At 71.5% G+C, this 14,263-nt stretch carries 18 protein-coding genes and 3 pseudogenes; 10 read left to right on the top strand and 11 right to left on the bottom strand.

Going from position 1 to position 14,263, the window contains the following annotated elements; translation table 11 throughout:
* The 4 genes and pseudogenes from KME75_RS33895 to KME75_RS33880 form a co-directional block, all read left to right on the top strand.
* Positions 1 to 479 (top strand): annotated as a pseudogene (locus KME75_RS33895) (TlpA family protein disulfide reductase); the annotation flags it as partial.
* A gap of 117 nt (positions 480 to 596) precedes the next feature.
* A complete protein-coding gene (locus tag KME75_RS33890) occupies positions 597 to 1,385 on the top strand; it encodes a DUF427 domain-containing protein (protein WP_219419027.1) in 789 nt (262 codons plus the stop codon).
* A 176-nt stretch (positions 1,386 to 1,561) separates the two neighbouring features.
* Positions 1,562 to 1,762 carry a hypothetical protein gene (locus tag KME75_RS33885; protein ID WP_219419026.1) on the top strand — a complete coding sequence of 67 codons (201 nt, stop codon included), beginning with the start codon at positions 1,562 to 1,564 and terminating at the stop codon, positions 1,760 to 1,762.
* A complete protein-coding gene (locus KME75_RS33880) occupies positions 1,763 to 2,020 on the top strand; it encodes an OsmC family protein (RefSeq protein WP_219419029.1) in 258 nt (85 codons plus the stop codon).
* A 300-nt stretch (positions 2,021 to 2,320) separates the two neighbouring features.
* Here the strand turns inward: KME75_RS33880 and KME75_RS33875 are convergent, their stop codons facing one another.
* Entirely contained in the window at positions 2,321 to 2,725 is a 405-nt protein-coding gene (locus KME75_RS33875) for a heavy metal-responsive transcriptional regulator (protein ID WP_246633363.1), read from the bottom strand.
* A gap of 163 nt (positions 2,726 to 2,888) precedes the next feature.
* Here KME75_RS33875 and KME75_RS46305 point away from each other — a divergent pair, with 163 nt between their 5' ends.
* On the top strand, positions 2,889 to 3,182 hold the full coding sequence (locus KME75_RS46305) for a heavy-metal-associated domain-containing protein (protein ID WP_308283324.1): 294 nt from the start codon (positions 2,889 to 2,891) through the stop codon (positions 3,180 to 3,182).
* An 87-nt stretch (positions 3,183 to 3,269) separates the two neighbouring features.
* Here the strand turns inward: KME75_RS46305 and KME75_RS46300 are convergent, their stop codons facing one another.
* Positions 3,270 to 3,422, bottom strand: coding sequence for a hypothetical protein (locus tag KME75_RS46300; RefSeq protein WP_308283327.1), 153 nt, complete (start codon positions 3,420 to 3,422; stop codon positions 3,270 to 3,272).
* On the opposite strand from KME75_RS46300, the pseudogene KME75_RS47630 reads away from it, so the two are divergent.
* The 4 genes and pseudogenes from KME75_RS47630 to KME75_RS33865 all read left to right on the top strand — a co-directional run.
* A pseudogene (locus KME75_RS47630) lies at positions 3,382 to 3,717 on the top strand (P-type ATPase actuator domain-containing protein); the annotation flags it as partial. The gene KME75_RS46300 and the pseudogene KME75_RS47630 sit on opposite strands and share 41 nt — an antisense overlap.
* 37 nt (positions 3,718 to 3,754) lie before the next feature.
* Positions 3,755 to 4,006 carry a P-type ATPase actuator domain-containing protein gene (locus KME75_RS47625; protein WP_308283326.1) on the top strand — a complete coding sequence of 84 codons (252 nt, stop codon included), beginning with the start codon at positions 3,755 to 3,757 and terminating at the stop codon, positions 4,004 to 4,006.
* Entirely contained in the window at positions 4,003 to 5,136 is a 1,134-nt protein-coding gene (locus KME75_RS46285; RefSeq protein WP_308283325.1) for a heavy metal translocating P-type ATPase, read from the top strand. The genes KME75_RS47625 and KME75_RS46285 overlap by 4 nt, the downstream gene beginning before the upstream one ends.
* Positions 5,137 to 5,512: 376 nt before the next feature.
* Entirely contained in the window at positions 5,513 to 6,916 is a 1,404-nt protein-coding gene (locus KME75_RS33865) for a dihydrolipoyl dehydrogenase family protein (RefSeq protein WP_219419024.1), read from the top strand.
* Positions 6,917 to 7,185: 269 nt separating this feature from the next.
* On the opposite strand, the pseudogene KME75_RS33860 reads toward KME75_RS33865, so the two are convergent.
* From KME75_RS33860 to KME75_RS33825, 8 genes and pseudogenes are all read right to left on the bottom strand, one after another.
* Positions 7,186 to 7,895 (bottom strand): annotated as a pseudogene (locus KME75_RS33860) (flavodoxin family protein).
* A 24-nt stretch (positions 7,896 to 7,919) separates the two neighbouring features.
* Positions 7,920 to 9,098 (bottom strand): DUF3179 domain-containing protein, encoded by a 1,179-nt coding sequence (locus KME75_RS33855; RefSeq protein WP_219419023.1) that lies wholly within the window; start codon positions 9,096 to 9,098, stop codon positions 7,920 to 7,922.
* A complete protein-coding gene (locus KME75_RS33850) occupies positions 9,095 to 9,952 on the bottom strand; it encodes a cytochrome c biogenesis CcdA family protein (RefSeq protein WP_219419022.1) in 858 nt (285 codons plus the stop codon). The genes KME75_RS33855 and KME75_RS33850 overlap by 4 nt, the downstream gene beginning before the upstream one ends.
* Positions 9,953 to 9,956: 4 nt before the next feature.
* Positions 9,957 to 10,520: a TlpA family protein disulfide reductase gene (locus KME75_RS33845; RefSeq protein ID WP_219419021.1), complete on the bottom strand. Its 564-nt coding sequence runs from the start codon at positions 10,518 to 10,520 to the stop codon at positions 9,957 to 9,959.
* Positions 10,517 to 11,245, bottom strand: coding sequence for a Crp/Fnr family transcriptional regulator (locus KME75_RS33840; protein WP_219419020.1), 729 nt, complete (start codon positions 11,243 to 11,245; stop codon positions 10,517 to 10,519). Before KME75_RS33840 ends, KME75_RS33845 begins: the two co-directional genes overlap by 4 nt.
* Before the next feature lie 35 nt (positions 11,246 to 11,280).
* Positions 11,281 to 11,508 carry a thioredoxin family protein gene (locus KME75_RS33835; protein WP_219419019.1) on the bottom strand — a complete coding sequence of 76 codons (228 nt, stop codon included), beginning with the start codon at positions 11,506 to 11,508 and terminating at the stop codon, positions 11,281 to 11,283.
* 17 nt (positions 11,509 to 11,525) lie between these two features.
* Positions 11,526 to 11,960 (bottom strand): DUF1440 domain-containing protein, encoded by a 435-nt coding sequence (locus KME75_RS33830; protein ID WP_219419018.1) that lies wholly within the window; start codon positions 11,958 to 11,960, stop codon positions 11,526 to 11,528.
* A 277-nt stretch (positions 11,961 to 12,237) separates the two neighbouring features.
* Positions 12,238 to 12,657, bottom strand: a complete 420-nt coding sequence (locus KME75_RS33825; RefSeq protein WP_219419017.1) for an acyl-CoA thioesterase — start codon at positions 12,655 to 12,657, stop codon at positions 12,238 to 12,240.
* 59 nt (positions 12,658 to 12,716) lie between these two features.
* Between KME75_RS33825 and KME75_RS33820 the strand changes: the two genes are divergently transcribed.
* Positions 12,717 to 13,328 carry a hypothetical protein gene (locus KME75_RS33820; protein ID WP_219419016.1) on the top strand — a complete coding sequence of 204 codons (612 nt, stop codon included), beginning with the start codon at positions 12,717 to 12,719 and terminating at the stop codon, positions 13,326 to 13,328.
* 246 nt (positions 13,329 to 13,574) lie between these two features.
* Here KME75_RS33820 and KME75_RS33815 read toward each other — a convergent pair whose 3' ends face one another.
* The gene (locus KME75_RS33815; RefSeq protein WP_219419015.1) at positions 13,575 to 14,081 is read right to left on the bottom strand and encodes a DUF1440 domain-containing protein; all 507 of its coding nucleotides are present in this window, start codon (positions 14,079 to 14,081) and stop codon (positions 13,575 to 13,577) included.
* Positions 14,082 to 14,263 lie beyond the last annotated feature (182 nt).

The raw sequence follows: 14,263 nt of genomic DNA, 5'->3' as shown, positions 1-14,263 counted from the left end.
TGCTCGATCGGCTCGCCGACCGCTACCCGGAGCTCGGCTGGGTGTTCGTGTACACCCACGAGGCGCATCCCGGCGACCGCGTCCCACACCACGACTCGTTCGAGACCAAGCTCGCGCACGCCCGTCTGCTGCGTGACGAGGTCGGCATCAGTCGGCCGATCCTGGTCGACGACCTCGCCGGCACCGCGCACCTCGCCTTCGGCGGGCTACCCAACATGACGTGGGTGCTCGACCGCGGCGGGACGATCGTCTACAAGGCCAGCTGGACGAACGCCGCGAACCTCGAGTCGTTCCTGCAGCGCTACCTCGAGGTCCGGCGAAACCGGTCGGCCGGCCGTCAGATCGGTCCGTACTACACCGAGCAGCTGGAGCTGCGCGACGTCGCCCGGGAGGCGTTCATCGCCCGGCTCGAACGGAACGGGCAAGCCGCCATCGAGCAGTGGCACCGCGCCCAGCGGCTGCGCAGCCCCGGCGCCTAGCCATGTGCGCGGCCGGGCTGCCCCAGCCGAGCGGTCACAGGGAGCATGGCGCCGGTCGAGTACCTTCTTCGCAGGCGGAACGGGCATGCGCCCGGCGGGGGCGGGGTATGCGCTCGCGTGAGCCTGACGATCTCCCACGGCCCGTTGTCCGCGCACGCTCGGACCACCGTCAACTACCGGATCGACGGGCCCGCGCACCGACTGTTCCTCGACCCGTTCCCACGCCGGGTCCGGGCGGTGTTCGCCGACAGGACCGTGCTCGACACCGACCGCGGGATGCTGCTGCACGAGACCGGGTTGCTGTCCCAGCTCTACGTTCCCCGCGACGACGTGTGCACCGATCTGCTCGAGGACAGCGCCCACCGCACGCACTGCCCGTTCAAGGGCGACGCGGCCTACCACTCAATGCGGGTGGGTGACCGGATCGCCGAGCACGCGGTGTGGAGCTATCCGGTTCCGATGCCGGGCGCGGAGTGGCTGGGCGGCTACCTCGCGTTCTTCTGGGATCGGATGGACGCCTGGTTCGACGAGGCCGAGCAGGTGTACGGCCATTTGCGCGACCCCTACCACCGGGTCGACACCCGCCCGAGCGCGCTGCGGGTGCGCGTCGTGCTGGATGACCGGCTGCTCGCCGAAACCGACCGGCCGGTGATGCTGTCCGAGACCGGCCTACCGAACCGACTCTACCTGCCCGCCGACGACGTGCGGTCCGGTGCGCTCACCGCGAACACGACCACCAGCGTCTGCCCGTACAAGGGCACCGCCGACTACGCCGACGCGGGCAGCGTCGCCGACGTCGCGTGGCGGTACCGCGATCCTCTTTCCGACGCCGCCGCAGTCGCCGGCCACTGGTGCTTCGACGACGAGAAGGTGCAGGTGCAGGTTCGACGATCCGGGGACGGGTGACCGGCGAACGGGAATGACGGAGATTGGAGATGTCCAGGATCGGGCACGCTGCAGCGGTGGAGGCGTGTCGCTTCCCCGGCGCGTCGATCTCGCCCTTGCCATCGGCGAGAGCCTGTGCGCCAATTCGAGGGGCTGCGCGCTGCCCGCCGGAGTCCGCTGACGGAAGGAGCCCACTCATGGGAGATGTCGTCTACGTGTCCCAGGTCCGGATCGAGCGCGAGGCCGGGCCGGTGCGCCGAGCGTACCTCCCGGCGGAGGCGGAGCCGGTGCTCTACGGGACGCACGGCCCGGTGGCCGAGCACTACGGCACCGCGCCGGGGGAGTTCCCCGAGCACGCAACCACGCTGGACCACGTCGTCGGCGCCGCCGCCGGTTGACTGACCGGCACATTCGCCGGCGCACTCGCGGCCCGGCGGATCGACCCCACCGGTCTGGTGGGACACGCCCGTGGAGAGATCGAACTCGAGGGTCAGGTCCTGGTCATCAAGCGGATCCACGTCGCGTACAGCGGGGTGGAGATACCGGCGGACCGCCAGGATGCAGCCGAGCGTGCACTGGACACGCACCAGCACGCCTGCCCCGTTTCGCGCAGTATCGAGGCGGCGATCCAGGTGACGACCGGCTGGGCCCGCTGATGACGACGTCATTTTCGACGCTCGTCATTCGACGCCGCCCGTCCTGCGGCACAAGACACCGGGCCAAGGGGCCGTCCTGGTCACCGTCCTCCTGGCACCGGCCGCCCTGACGCTCTGCCGCGGTCTCAGGCTACTCGTCCGAGCGAGCAGGGCAGCGGAAACGGGACGCCGGGAAGATCACGTCACGGCGCCCTGCTGCGGCCGAGCGCGACACTCCCATGAGATTCGTTTCCGCCGAGCGGTCGGCCCTGCACGCGCGGAAGTTCGACTGCGACGCATCGACCCCTCGCCGGGGTCGGATCACGATCGGTCCGCCTGCTCGATGATCCGGCACACCACGGCGTCCTGGCCGCGGCGCCGGCTCTCCTGGGCGGCCCGGCGCGCGGCGACGAGGGTGCGGCGGAGCTGGCGCAGGTCGGCCAGCGTGCGGTCGATGTCGGCGATGTGGCTGTCCAGCAGCGCGGTGACCCGTCCGCACGGGGCCGCGCCGTCCCGCTGCAGATCGAGGATGTCCTTGATCTCGGCCAGGGTCAGGTCCAGCGCCTTGGCCTGGCGGATGAACCGCAGCACCGCCACGTCCTCATCGGTGAAGACGCGGTAGCCGGCATCCGTGCGCTCGGCCGGGGGCAGCAGCCCCTTGGCCTCCCAGAGCCGGACCGCCTTCGGGCTCACCCCAGCGGTCTCGGCGGCGGCACCGACCGTCATACCCAAAGCCGTGTCCTTCCCGTCGGATTCTCCCTTCACCTTACCCCTAGGGAAGGGTTTTAGCGTGTCGTCGGACCGATCGACAGAAGATCGAGTTGATCGAGGACCAGTGCTACGACGTCGCCGGCTACCGCCGGGTGACCTCCCGTGAGGAGGTACCACGGTGGCACGAGGCGCAACGGCGGCCGTCCGCAGCACCGAAACGGGGGGTCCCGGGCAGGTCCAGCGCGTCGACTTCACGGTCGAGGGCATGATGTGCGCGTCCTGCGCGATGCGGGTGCAGAAGGCCCTGAACAAACAGGCCGGGGTGACCGCGGCGGAGGTGAACTTCGGTACCGCCGGCGTGCACGTCGACTACCGGCCCGGTGAGGTCGATGTCGACGTCCCGCGTGCAGCCGCCGACCGGGCCGGGTATCACCTCGAGCCGATCACCCCCGCCCGGGACCGAGGAGACTGAGCGCGAGCGGCGGCGCTGGCTGTGGCGGGTCTGGCTGGCGTGGCCACTCGGCGTGCTGGTGTTCGCACTGAGCATGGCAGTCGGGGATCAGCCGTGGGCGCGGTGGGTCGCGTTCGCCGCGACGGTCCCGGTGCAGTTCGTGGCCGGCTGGCCGTTTCTGAAGGTGGCCGCGCAGCGGGCACAGGCGTTCAGCGCGAACATGGACACGTTGATCGCGATGGGCACGCTCACCGCGTTCATCTACTCGACCTACCAGCTGTTCGTCGGCGGTCATCTGTACTTCGACACCGCATCGATGATCATCGCGTTCCTGCTGCTGGGCCGGTACTTCGAGGCCAAGGCCCGGGGTCAGGCCTCGGCTGCGATCGGCAAGCTGCTGGAGATGGGCGCGAAGGAGGCCCGACTGCTCGTTGACGGTTCGGAAAAGCGGGTGCCCGTGGACCGCGTCCACGCCGGTGACCTGGTCCGGGTCCGGCCCGGGGAGAAGATCCCAGTCGACGGCGAGGTCATCGACGGTCGCGCCGCGGTGGACGAGTCGATGCTCACCGGTGAGCCGGTGCCGGTCGAGAAGGGTGGCCGGGGACGGGGTGGCCGGCGCGACGATCAACGCCGACGGGGTTCTGACTGTGCGTGCCACCGCGGTCGGGTCGGGCACCGCCCTGGCGCAGATCGTGCGCATGGTCGAGCAGGCCCAGGGCGGCAAGGCGCCGGTGCAGCGGCTGGCCGACCGGGTCTCCGCGGTCTTCGTCCCGATCGTGATCGGCGTCGCCCTGCTGACCTTCGCCGGATGGGCGCTCGTCGCCGGCGATCCGGCCGGGGGATGACCGCCGCGGTGGCCGTACTGATCGTCGCCTGCCCGTGCGCGCTGGGTCTGGCCACCCCGACCGCGATCATGGTGGGCACCGGGCGCGGCGCCGACCTGGGCATCCTGGTCAAGGGCGCCGAAGCGCTGGAAGGTTCCAAGAAGATCGACACGGTGGTGTTCGACAAGACCGGCACCCTCACCCGCGGGCGCATGCAGCTCACCGATGTCGTCCCCGCCCCGGGGCAGGAGCAGGACGAGCTGCTGCGGATCGCCGCCGCGGTCGAGTCCGGCTCCGAACACCCGATCGGCACCGCGATCGTCGCCGGCGCCGCCGATCGCGCGCTCGGCGTTCCGGCCGCGGCGCGCTTTGCCAGCCTCACCGGGCAGGGGGTGTGCGCCGAGGTCGACGGGCAGGCGGTGCTGGTCGGCCGTCGCACGCTCGTCGACGAGCAGGACCTGCAGCTGTCCGACGAGCTCGTCCACCGGGCCACCGCGCTGGAGGGACAGGGCCGCACCACGGTCTACGTCGGATGGCACGGCCAGGTCCGCGGCGTGCTCGGCGTGGCCGACACCCTCAAGGACGACGCCGCCGACGTGGTGCGGCAGCTGCACGCCCTCGGCCTGCAGGTCGCCATAATCACTGGCGACAACGCACGGACCGCAGCGGCGGTCGCCGAGCAGGTGGGCATCGACACGGGGGGTGGGCCCGAAGGGCAGGGGGGCGGGAAAGACACCGTGCTGGCCGAGGTGCTGCCCGCGGACAAGGTGAGCGAGGTGCGCCGGCTGCAGGACGAGGGCCGCGTGGTGGCCATGGTCGGTGACGGGGTCAACGATGCCCCGGCCCTGGTGCAGGCCGATCTGGGGATCGCGATCGGCACCGGCACCGACGTGGCCATCGAGTCCTCCGACATCACCCTGATGCCGGACCGGCTCGGTGGTGTCGTGCACGCCATCGCGCTGTCCCGGCGGACGCTGCGCACCATCTACCAGAACCTGGGCTGGGCCTTCGGCTACAACATCGCAGCGATCCCGCTCGCCGCGCTCGGGCTGCTCAACCCGATCATCGCGGGCGCGGCAATGGGCTTCTCCTCGGTCAGCGTGGTGACCAACTCACTGCGGCTGCGCCGCTTCGGCCGCGGTGCGGGCTGAGCGGTCGTGACCGCTCAGCGCACCGCGCGCTCGCGCAGCCACGTCAGCGCACCGAGATGCGGTCGTACTCTGCCCGCAGCCGATCGCGTCGCAGACCGCCGTGATCCGGGTGTCGGCCACCCGTCGAACGTTTCGCCCTGCGCCGACAGGGTCCATGGGCGGTCGAGCGGAACGCCACGGTTCTTCGATCCTGCGCTGAGGACCGTGGTGTTCCGTCCACCCGTCAAGCGCCGAGAATCGGGGTGGGCCCGATCTGATGGCCGCCGACGCCCCGCATTGATCGGTCCTAGGCGGGACGTGTCAGCCGCCTGACACACGCCGGACTCCCAGCCGGTCGGTGCGGGTTACCCCGATGAGCTCGACGGAAGGAAACGGGATGTCCGAGCAACGGGAGTACGACGTCGTCGTCATCGGCGGCGGTTCTACAGGGGAGAACGCCGCCTGGTACGCGCACCACCACGGGCTGAGCGCCGCGGTGGTGGAAGGCGAGCTGGTGGGCGGCGAATGCTCGTACTGGGCGTGCATGCCCAGCAAGGCGCTGCTGCGCCCGGGCGAGGCGCTCGCCGCCGCCCGCCGCGTCCCAGCGGCCGCCGGCGCGGTCACCGGCGCGGTCGACGTTCCCAAGGCGCTGGCGGGCCGGGACGCCTTCGCCAGCGGTTGGGACGATGGGCCGCAGGCGAACTGGCTGGCCGGAGTCGGCGTCGACCTGGTCCGCGGGCACGGCCGGCTGGCCGGCGAGCGCACGGTCCGGGTCGAGTCCGCCGACGGTCCGGTCACCCTGTCCGCGCGGCGTGCCGTCGTCGTCGCCACCGGCTCGGCGGCGGCGGTGCCGCCCATCGACGGGCTGCGCGAGATCGAGAGCTGGGACAACCGCGACGTCACCGCGGCCAAGCAGGTGCCGGCGCGGCTGCTGGTGATCGGCGGCGGCGTGGTCGGGGTGGAGATGGCGCAGGCCTACCGCTCCCTCGGCGCCGAGCAGGTCACCCTCGTCGAGCAGGCCGAGCGACTGCTGCCCGCCGAGGAGCCCTTCGCCGGCGCGGAGCTGGCCGACGCCCTCACCGACGCCGGAATCACGGTGCGCACCGGGACCACCGCGGTCCACGCGGCTCGCGCCGCGGCCGACGTCCCGGTCACCCTGACCCTGGACGACGGTACCGAGCTCACCGGCGACGAGCTGCTGGTCGCGGTCGGCCGCCGTGCGAACACCGCCGACATCGGGCTGGAGACGATCGGGCTCGAACCCGGCGGCTACCTGGACACCGACGACCGGCTCCGGGTCCGCGGCGTCGACGGTGACTGGCTCTACGCCGCCGGCGACGTCAACGGGCGGGCGCTGCTCACCCACCAGGGCAAGTACCAGGCCCGCCTCGTCGGCGCGATCATCGCCGGCGCCGACGTGGAGGCCTGGGCCGACCACCGCGCCGTCCCCCGGGTCACGTTCACCGACCCGCAGATCGCCGCCGTCGGAAAGACCGAGCGGCAGGCCCGCGACGCCGGCGTCGACGTCCGCACCGTCCGCTATGACATCGGCGCGACCGCAGCCGGCGCGCTGGCGGGCAAGGGCGTGCACGGCACCTCCCAACTGGTCATCGACCAGGCCCGGCGGGTGATCGTCGGTGCAACGTTCGTCGGGCCCGGCGTCGGCGAGCTGCTGCACGCCGCCACGATCGCGATCGTCGGCGAGGTGCCGCTCGACACCCTCTGGCACGCCGTGCCCGCCTTCCCCACCCTCAGCGAAGTGTGGCTGCGGCTGCTCGAGGCCGAACGCGGGGTGTCCTGACCCGCGCTCCGGCCGTGGGTGACCGCCGGGGTCTCCCCGTGCCGACAGCCCGGAACAGGTCGATGTGGCCGAGATCGAGGACCACGAAGCGGCTCCGTCGGCGAGCCGGTCGCGATCCGGCGCCGGAAGTCGGCGCCCCCCGCCGGACCGACCCGGACCACGACGAGATGCGGCTCCAGCACGACAGCGTGGATCGACCAGGCTGGCTCGTCGCTTTTTCCTCCGACCAGCGTGCGCTGCGAGCAGCGGCCATTCCCACTGTGCGAGCGTCAGCGGTACTCGGGGTTGGGGTGGTCGAACCGAGTGCCGGCTTCCCACGCCGAACGTTGGTTGCCGTATGCCGGGATCCCGCCGGCGTCGCGGAGCAGCGCCGCCAGGTGCATCAGGTTCCAGCTCATGAAGGTGACGTTGCGCTGGGTGAAGTCGTTCTGCGGGCCGCCGGATCCCTTGTCGAAGTAGCTTGGCCCGGGCCGGGCCTCGCCGGTCCAGCCGGCGTCGGCCTGCGGGGGATGACGCAGCCCAGGTGCTGCAGCGAGTAGAGCACGTTCATCGCCACATGCTTGATGCCGTCCTCGTTGCCGGTGACGATTACACCGCCGACCTTGCCGTGGTAGGTGTACTGCCCGTGCTCGTTGAGCTCGCCGGAGTTCGAGCAGAGCCGCTCGATGACGCGGGTGCAGACGCTGGACTTGTCGCCCAACCAGATCGGCGTACCGATCACCAGGATGTCGGCGGCCTGCACCTGCTCGTACAGCGTGGGCCAGTCGTCGCGCTCGGCGCCGTGCTCGGTCATTTGCGGTTGCACGCCCGGGGCGAGGTGGTGATCGGCGCGGACCTCGTCGACGTGCGTTCCGTTGGCCTGCATGATCGCGGCGCTGACGGCCATCAGGCCTGCGGTGTTCGAGACTTCGGGCGAGGGTTTGAGCGTGCAGTTGACGAACAGCGCGCGCAGGCCGACGGGATCTGGTCGGGTCACCAGGGCGCTCTTCTCTCTTCGGGGTGATCAGGGGATCTCGACGATGCGTGTGGTGGGGTGGAACGCGGCCCAGGCGAACCAGAACGTGTCGAGGTGCTCGACCGGGGTGAGCCGGGCGCCGGTCAGCGGCCCGGCGACGGCCTCGCCGAGCACGGTCCAGGTCGAACCGGTCTCAGCGTCGACGAACCGGTCCGCGCCGTCGCGAAGGAAGTGCAGCCGGCGCCCGTCGAGGACGGGGTCGAACGCACCGGTCGCACCGACGGTGCGGCCGTCGGCGATCCGGCCGGTGTCCAGGGCGGAGCGCAGCCCGCCGACCGCCCACACGACGACCGTCCGGCCGGCCACCTCGACCTCGACCACGCCGGCCTCAGTGAGGGCAATGAGCGGGACCGCGACCGGGTCGGCGTCTCCACCCAGCGCCGCCACGCGCTCCTTCGGCGGCAGTCGTGGGTCGGGCGCGCCGTCGAACAGGAACGGCTGCGAGCCGGGGGCGTCGTAGCCGGTGTAGGGGTTGCGCCCGTAGTCCCGGTCGACGCCGGTGTCGCGGCTGAGTACCCAGCCGTCCGGATTCGCGGCCCGCCACTGCGCCCAGGTCACCGTCTGCACCGGCACGCGGTTCAGCTCGGCTCCGGCAAGCATGCCGGCGATCGCGCGGCCCTCGATCTGCGACCACAGCGACTCGGTCTGGCGGTCATACATCACCAGATCGGACAGGTACAGCTTCCCGGACGTTCCGAACGTCAGCAGCCGCTCCCCCAGGCGCCGCTCGAAGCCGAGGGCTGAGTTGCACAGCGGGCAGTAGGTGATGACGACCGGGCGGCCGTCGACGGTGTCGTTGACGATCTCGTGCCAGATCAGGATTCGCACCGGGTAAGCGCGAGCGACCTGCCCGATCGCCGGCGCCAGCACCGGCTCGTCGTCGCTGAGCCAGTCGACCTCGCCCGCCCGCTCGAAGCGCGGCTCGTCGATCGGCGGGATGCCGTCCGGCGGCGGCCCACCCGCGATCACCCGCGCCGGGTCCACCAGCGGGGCCGGCAGCGCGGGATCGTCGATGCGGTCCAGCGCGGACGGCACGTCCTCCGGTGGGGAGCCGTGGACCTCCTCGAGCACCACGGGCGCCGCGGCCGGTGGTGGCTGCGCCGGCGCCGCACACGCGCCGAGCGCCGCGAGCAGCACCAGCACCGAAGGCGTCCACCGCGCGCTCATTCGACCGGCTCCCTCCTGTGCGCGGCCGCCCGCCGGACGAGTAGCGCGGCGACCGGCAGCGCCGTCGCCGCCGCGACCCCGAGCAGCCCGACCGGGCCGAGCCCGGCCACCACGCGGGAGAGCGCGGCCTGCACCGACACCGCGGCGGAGACGATGGGGTCGGACGTGACCGCGCCGGCGAGAACGCGGATCTCGAACCAGCCGTACCACGCCACATAGCCACCGGCGAGCATCAGGAGGACGCCGCTGATCCGGCCGATCACCGCGCCGGCCCGGCGCATCCGAGAGACGGCCGAGGTCCGGGCCGCCGCGACGGCGACGGCCAACGCGAGCACGACGATGCCCATTCCCGCTGCGTACGCGAGCAACGCCAAGGTGACCGCGAGCGCCCCGCCCACGGTGAGCGCCCCGGCCGTCACCGCCAGGAACGGCGCGATCGTGCAGGACAGCGACGCCAGCGCGAACGACACCCCGTACCCGAACTGCGACCACCAGCCCGCGTTCGGCGCCGTGCCGTGCCCCGCCAGCCCGGGGACTCCGAGGTGCCGCCCGGTGAGCAGCCAGCCGCCCAACCCGACCAGCAGGAGCCCCATCACCACGGTGACCACCGGCAGGTACCGCTCCATCGACAGTGCAAGCGGCACGATCGCGGCGCCGGCGAGCCCGAACACCGCGACGAACCCGAGCGTCATCCCGGCCGCGAAGCGGGCGGCCCGCAGCAGGGCAGCCCGCCGTCCGCCCGGCGCCTCCGCCACCAGCAGCCCGAGATAGGCCGGCAGCAGCGCGAAGCCGCACGGGTTGAACGCGGCCACCGCCCCGGCGACGAGCGCGAAGGCCAGTGTCGCGGTGCTCATCCCGTCACCCGGCCAGCAGGTCGTCGGCGGCCTGCCGCAGCGACTCCGGGTCGAGGCTGCCGCCGAATGTCGCCACCGTCCCGTCGGTGTCGACGAACGCGAATGCCGGCTGCGCAACCACCCCGAACCGCTGCCACAGCGCACCGTCGGCGTCCACGACGTGCGTCAACCCGCCGGTCCCGGTGTCGGCGACGAACTCCCGCATCTCCCCCACGGCGCCACGACCCGGGACGCCCAGGAACATGACCCTGCCGTCGTACTCGGCGGCGGCCGCCGCCACGCCCGGCGCCTCGGCGCGGCAGATCGTGCACCAGGGCGCCCAGAACCACAACACCACCGCCGTCCCCGACAGCGTCGAGGCGTCGAACCGGCCGCCGTCGATGGTCGGGGCGGTGAAATCGAGGGCACTCGTCGCGGCGGTCGTCTCGGGCGCGGTGCCGGTGGGGGCGGACTGTGCCGAGCCGGTCGCGCCGGCTGGTGCCGAGCCGGAGCAGGCGGACAGGGCGAGCCCGAGCGCAACGACCACGGCGAACCCGCCGCGTCGGACGGATCGAGGAGGAGCGTTCATGACCCAGGGAACCCCACTTCCCGCGATCCGCTTCCGTCCGGGCGTCCGGCTCCGTCCGCGAGCGCCGCCAGCCGTACCCGGTCGCGGATCCGGATGCGGCCGCGGTGCAGCGAGACCACGCCGCGCTGGGCGAGTTCGCCCAGCGCAGTCGTCGTGCGCTCGCGAGTCGCGCCGACCAGCGCGGCGAGCTGGACGTGGGTCAACCGGACCGGATCGGGTTCCACCCCCGCGGGGACCGACCCGGCCAGCACGCACAGGGTGTGCGCGGTGCGCTCCACGACCGACTTGCCCACCAGATCGGTCAACCGCTGCTCGAGCTCTGCGATGCGGGCGCCCAGCTGCTCGGCGATCCGGGTCGCGATGCGCGGATCGCCGAGCAGCATGTGGCGCACGTCGGCCCGGCTCAGCAGGCACAGGTCGCCGCCCTCGACGGCCTCCGCCCAGCTGCCGCCCATCCGCAGGCCGAGCAGGTCCATCTCGCCGAACACTGCTCCCGGTCCCGGCAGCGCCGTGGTCACGCTGCGCCCGTCGGGCAACGTCCGATACAGCCGAAACCTGCCCGATTTCACGATGAACAGCACATCCACCGGACGGCTCGGGTCGTAGACGACCTGCCCGGCCGACACGGCGCGCCGCGGCGCCGCGGCCGCCATCGCGGCCATCTCCCGCCGCGACAGGTCGCGGAACAGCGCCACCTCCGACAGGCAGTAGTGGTCGTCGTCCACGCCGCGAATCCCGTCCGCTCGCTCTGCCGCCGCCATCACCCAGCGTCCAACGTGGCGAGCAGCTCGTCCAGGGTGGGATTGCCCAGCCACACCACCCGCTCCCCGAGCAGGTACGTCGGCGTGCCGATCACCCCGGCGGGCACGGGCACGCCCCGGTCGTCGAGGTCGATCACCTCCACCGGCTGTCGCGGGCGCAGGCGGTGCACCGACTCGACGAGCTTGAGCGCGAACCGGCAGGTGGCGCAGCCGGCCGATACCACCACCCGTAGCGGGACCGCCGTCACAGCTGGGCGACGCGACGGCGCAGCCCGATCAACACCCCCGCGACCACCAAACCGTAGATGATGTGACCGAGCAGGCTCATCATCGCCGTGGTGTTGAACATGAACAGCGGCATGCCCATCATGGCCGGCATGATCAGCAGCGGACCGATCACCCACAGCACGATGCCGTAGACCGCGCCCGCGCCCAGCGTCGCCCCGACCCCGAGGCCTGCGGGCACGATCAGCGCGAACAGCACGCCGTAGCCGGCCGAGATGACCAGGTGCACCAGCCAGCCGACCGCGACGCTGGACGACCCGACCATCATCGCGATCGTCGACATCATCCCCATCATCGTCATCATGATCCCGAAGATGATGCCGCCGGCCAGGCCGGCCGCGATTCCGTGCCACCCCCGGGTTACGAGTCCTGCGCGCGAACCCACACTCGTCATGATCAGCTCCCGATCCGGGCCCACCGGGTGTGGGCCACCGATCGCGAGAATGACCCGATCCGCACCTGATGTCGGTGACACGGGTTACACAACGGCGACCGCTCACCGACCGGGGTCCAACCGACGAAACGGCGCCCGCAGCTCCGCACCCGCTGCGCGCGGCCTTGACTCAAGTTCGCCACACCGATCGTCGGCGGGACGGCAGGTGAACACCTGATCTCGCAAGTAGGCTACCGGTCTGCGTCGCCGCCATGGCAGCCCACGGAGCGATGCCGAATCAGACCCAGGCGACCGTGCGCATACGGAAGGGCTCGAGCTTCGCGGCGAGTTCCACCACGTCGCCCTCCTCGCGTGGGGCGTGGTGCACTCCGACCGCTTGGGCGAGTCCGATGCAGCGCGGCCCGTCGAACAGCCCGCAGGCGTAGCGAACCGAGGTGTCGTCGAGGTCCGCCACTCCGACTCTCAGCTGGTAGATGCCCGGGTAGTTCACCTCGCTGAGGTATTCGACCTGCAGCGAGCTCGGCGACAGGCCGTCGAGCGGCCCGCCCTTCGGGTAGCCGAGCACGTCGAGGTGCAGCTCGGCGAGGCCGTCGAGATACCAGCTGACGAGTTTGACGTTGTTGACATGCCGGTTCGTATCGAGATCGCTGAAGCGCGTTCGCATGTTCAGTCGCAGCGGATACGCCTCCCGGACCAACCGCCCCGTGCCCGGGACGGCGGGCCGGGGGACCGCGGCCGTCGCCGGCGCCGCGGCGGATGCTCCGCAAGAAGATGCAGAGCCTGCCCAGCCAGGATCCGCACGATCCCGGCTATCGGCGGCTGAGATACGTGCGCTATGCCGACGACCACCTGCTTGGGTTCACCGGGCCGAAGGCTGAAGCCGAGGAGATCAAACAGCGACGCGGTCCTCATCGAGCGCTGCACTACGCCCAGCCCGTCACGCGCATCCGCACACTCACCGTCGACGACATCGCCCTCGACGACGACGGCGCGATGCTGCTGCGGCTCGGTGACCCGCCCGCCCCGGTTCCCGACCCGTTCGCCGCGCTGACCACCCAACTGCTCGCGCAGCGGCGCCCGGACACCACCAGCCGCTGGCTGTTCCCCGGCCGCCACCCCGGCCAGCCGCTGAACTACGTCACCCTGGCCCAGGGCCTCCGCGATCACGGCGTCCCGCTCCGCCACGCCCGCGCCGGCGCACTACGACAACTCGTCCTCCAAGCCCCAGCCCCCGTCGTCACCGACGCCCTCGGGTTCCACCACACCACGACCCACCGCCAGACCCTCAACGCCGGCGCAACCTGGGACCGCTACGCCGCGGCGGCCGACGGCCCGAGCGCCCGGAACAGACGGCAGATGAATACGTGATCATGCGAGTCGCGCCGCCAGTCGACTTGATCCACTATAGGGCCCCGCGAAGGGCTGAGGATCACCCTCCGCGCCGTCTTCGACTTCGCAGCTCTGGCTTGGTGGTTCGAGAGGCGAACACTCAAGGTCGGCGTGCTTAAGCGCCTCGCGGAGCTGCTCTACCAACTCCGCCACCCCACCACTGGCCTGTTGATTTTGGGGCCCATTCCATCTCCTGAGAGACGCCCGTGATCAACACCTCGTCTTTCAGGGGCGCCGCCGAAGCAGTGCCCACGCGGTTTCGGTCACCGCGGCCACGGCCAGCCCGTAGACGAGGTGGGCAGCAAAGCCCCGCAGGTGTGTGACCAGGGGGTAGGCGCGGTTGGGAGCGGAGAATCGGAGTGCCGGGGTGATGCCCTCGTCCACCAGCAGGGACATTGCCGCGCCTGCGGCCAGGCCCGCCGTCACCGGGCTGAGCTGGGTGGTGCGGCGCAGCAGCGCGTACACGGGCGCCCACCCGATCGCCAGCCCGTAATGGAAGCCCATCCCGGCGCGCTGCCGGGCTGGGCCTTCCAATTCGACACCGACCAGCCGCAGTGTCTTGTCTGCGGCGATCTGATAGGGCGGACCGGGCCGCGCTGCGTCCTCGCGCGCCCGGTCGGCCTCCGATTCCCACTGGTACAGTTTCATGCTCACCGGTTCCATAACCTTGGTGCCCACATAGCCTGCGAGCGGGGCGACCGGGAGGTCCTTGACCAGCTCTGCAATCTTCATGTCATGCTCCTGATCCGTGGTGTCCAATTGTCAGGGCGTGGGCCGACACGTGGGCGTGGTAACCATTCAGGTGGTTGAGGCGCAGGGTGGTGACCAGGGGTTCCCGGTGATGGCGTCGCGCAGTGCGGTGAGGACATCGGCGCCGTGTTTGCGGACGGTGGAGATGTAGCTGCGGATGCGCA

It is taken from the genome of Pseudonocardia nigra (genome assembly GCF_019396355.1).
Lineage (GTDB): Bacteria > Actinomycetota > Actinomycetes > Mycobacteriales > Pseudonocardiaceae > Pseudonocardia > Pseudonocardia nigra.
Note: the sequence above shows the minus strand (reverse complement) of the source record. Positions and strands in the feature narration are given on the sequence as shown.

Excerpts from the sequence above, each read along its gene's own strand:
- KME75_RS33885 (WP_219419026.1), top strand. The coding sequence starts at position 1,562 with ATGGGAGATGTCGTCTACGTGTCCCAGGTCCGGATCGAGCGCGAGGCC.
- KME75_RS33875 (WP_246633363.1), bottom strand. The coding sequence starts at position 2,725 with ATGACGGTCGGTGCCGCCGCCGAGACCGCTGGGGTGAGCCCGAAGGCG.
- KME75_RS46300 (WP_308283327.1), bottom strand. The coding sequence starts at position 3,422 with ATGAACGCGGTGAGCGTGCCCATCGCGATCAACGTGTCCATGTTCGCG.
- KME75_RS46285 (WP_308283325.1), top strand. The coding sequence starts at position 4,003 with ATGACCGCCGCGGTGGCCGTACTGATCGTCGCCTGCCCGTGCGCGCTG.
- KME75_RS33865 (WP_219419024.1), top strand. The coding sequence starts at position 5,513 with ATGTCCGAGCAACGGGAGTACGACGTCGTCGTCATCGGCGGCGGTTCT.
- KME75_RS33855 (WP_219419023.1), bottom strand. The coding sequence starts at position 9,098 with ATGAGCGCGCGGTGGACGCCTTCGGTGCTGGTGCTGCTCGCGGCGCTC.
- KME75_RS33850 (WP_219419022.1), bottom strand. The coding sequence starts at position 9,952 with ATGAGCACCGCGACACTGGCCTTCGCGCTCGTCGCCGGGGCGGTGGCC.
- KME75_RS33845 (WP_219419021.1), bottom strand. The coding sequence starts at position 10,520 with ATGAACGCTCCTCCTCGATCCGTCCGACGCGGCGGGTTCGCCGTGGTC.
- KME75_RS33830 (WP_219419018.1), bottom strand. The coding sequence starts at position 11,960 with ATGACGAGTGTGGGTTCGCGCGCAGGACTCGTAACCCGGGGGTGGCAC.
- KME75_RS33820 (WP_219419016.1), top strand. The coding sequence starts at position 12,717 with ATGCTCCGCAAGAAGATGCAGAGCCTGCCCAGCCAGGATCCGCACGAT.
- KME75_RS33815 (WP_219419015.1), bottom strand. The coding sequence starts at position 14,081 with ATGAAGATTGCAGAGCTGGTCAAGGACCTCCCGGTCGCCCCGCTCGCA.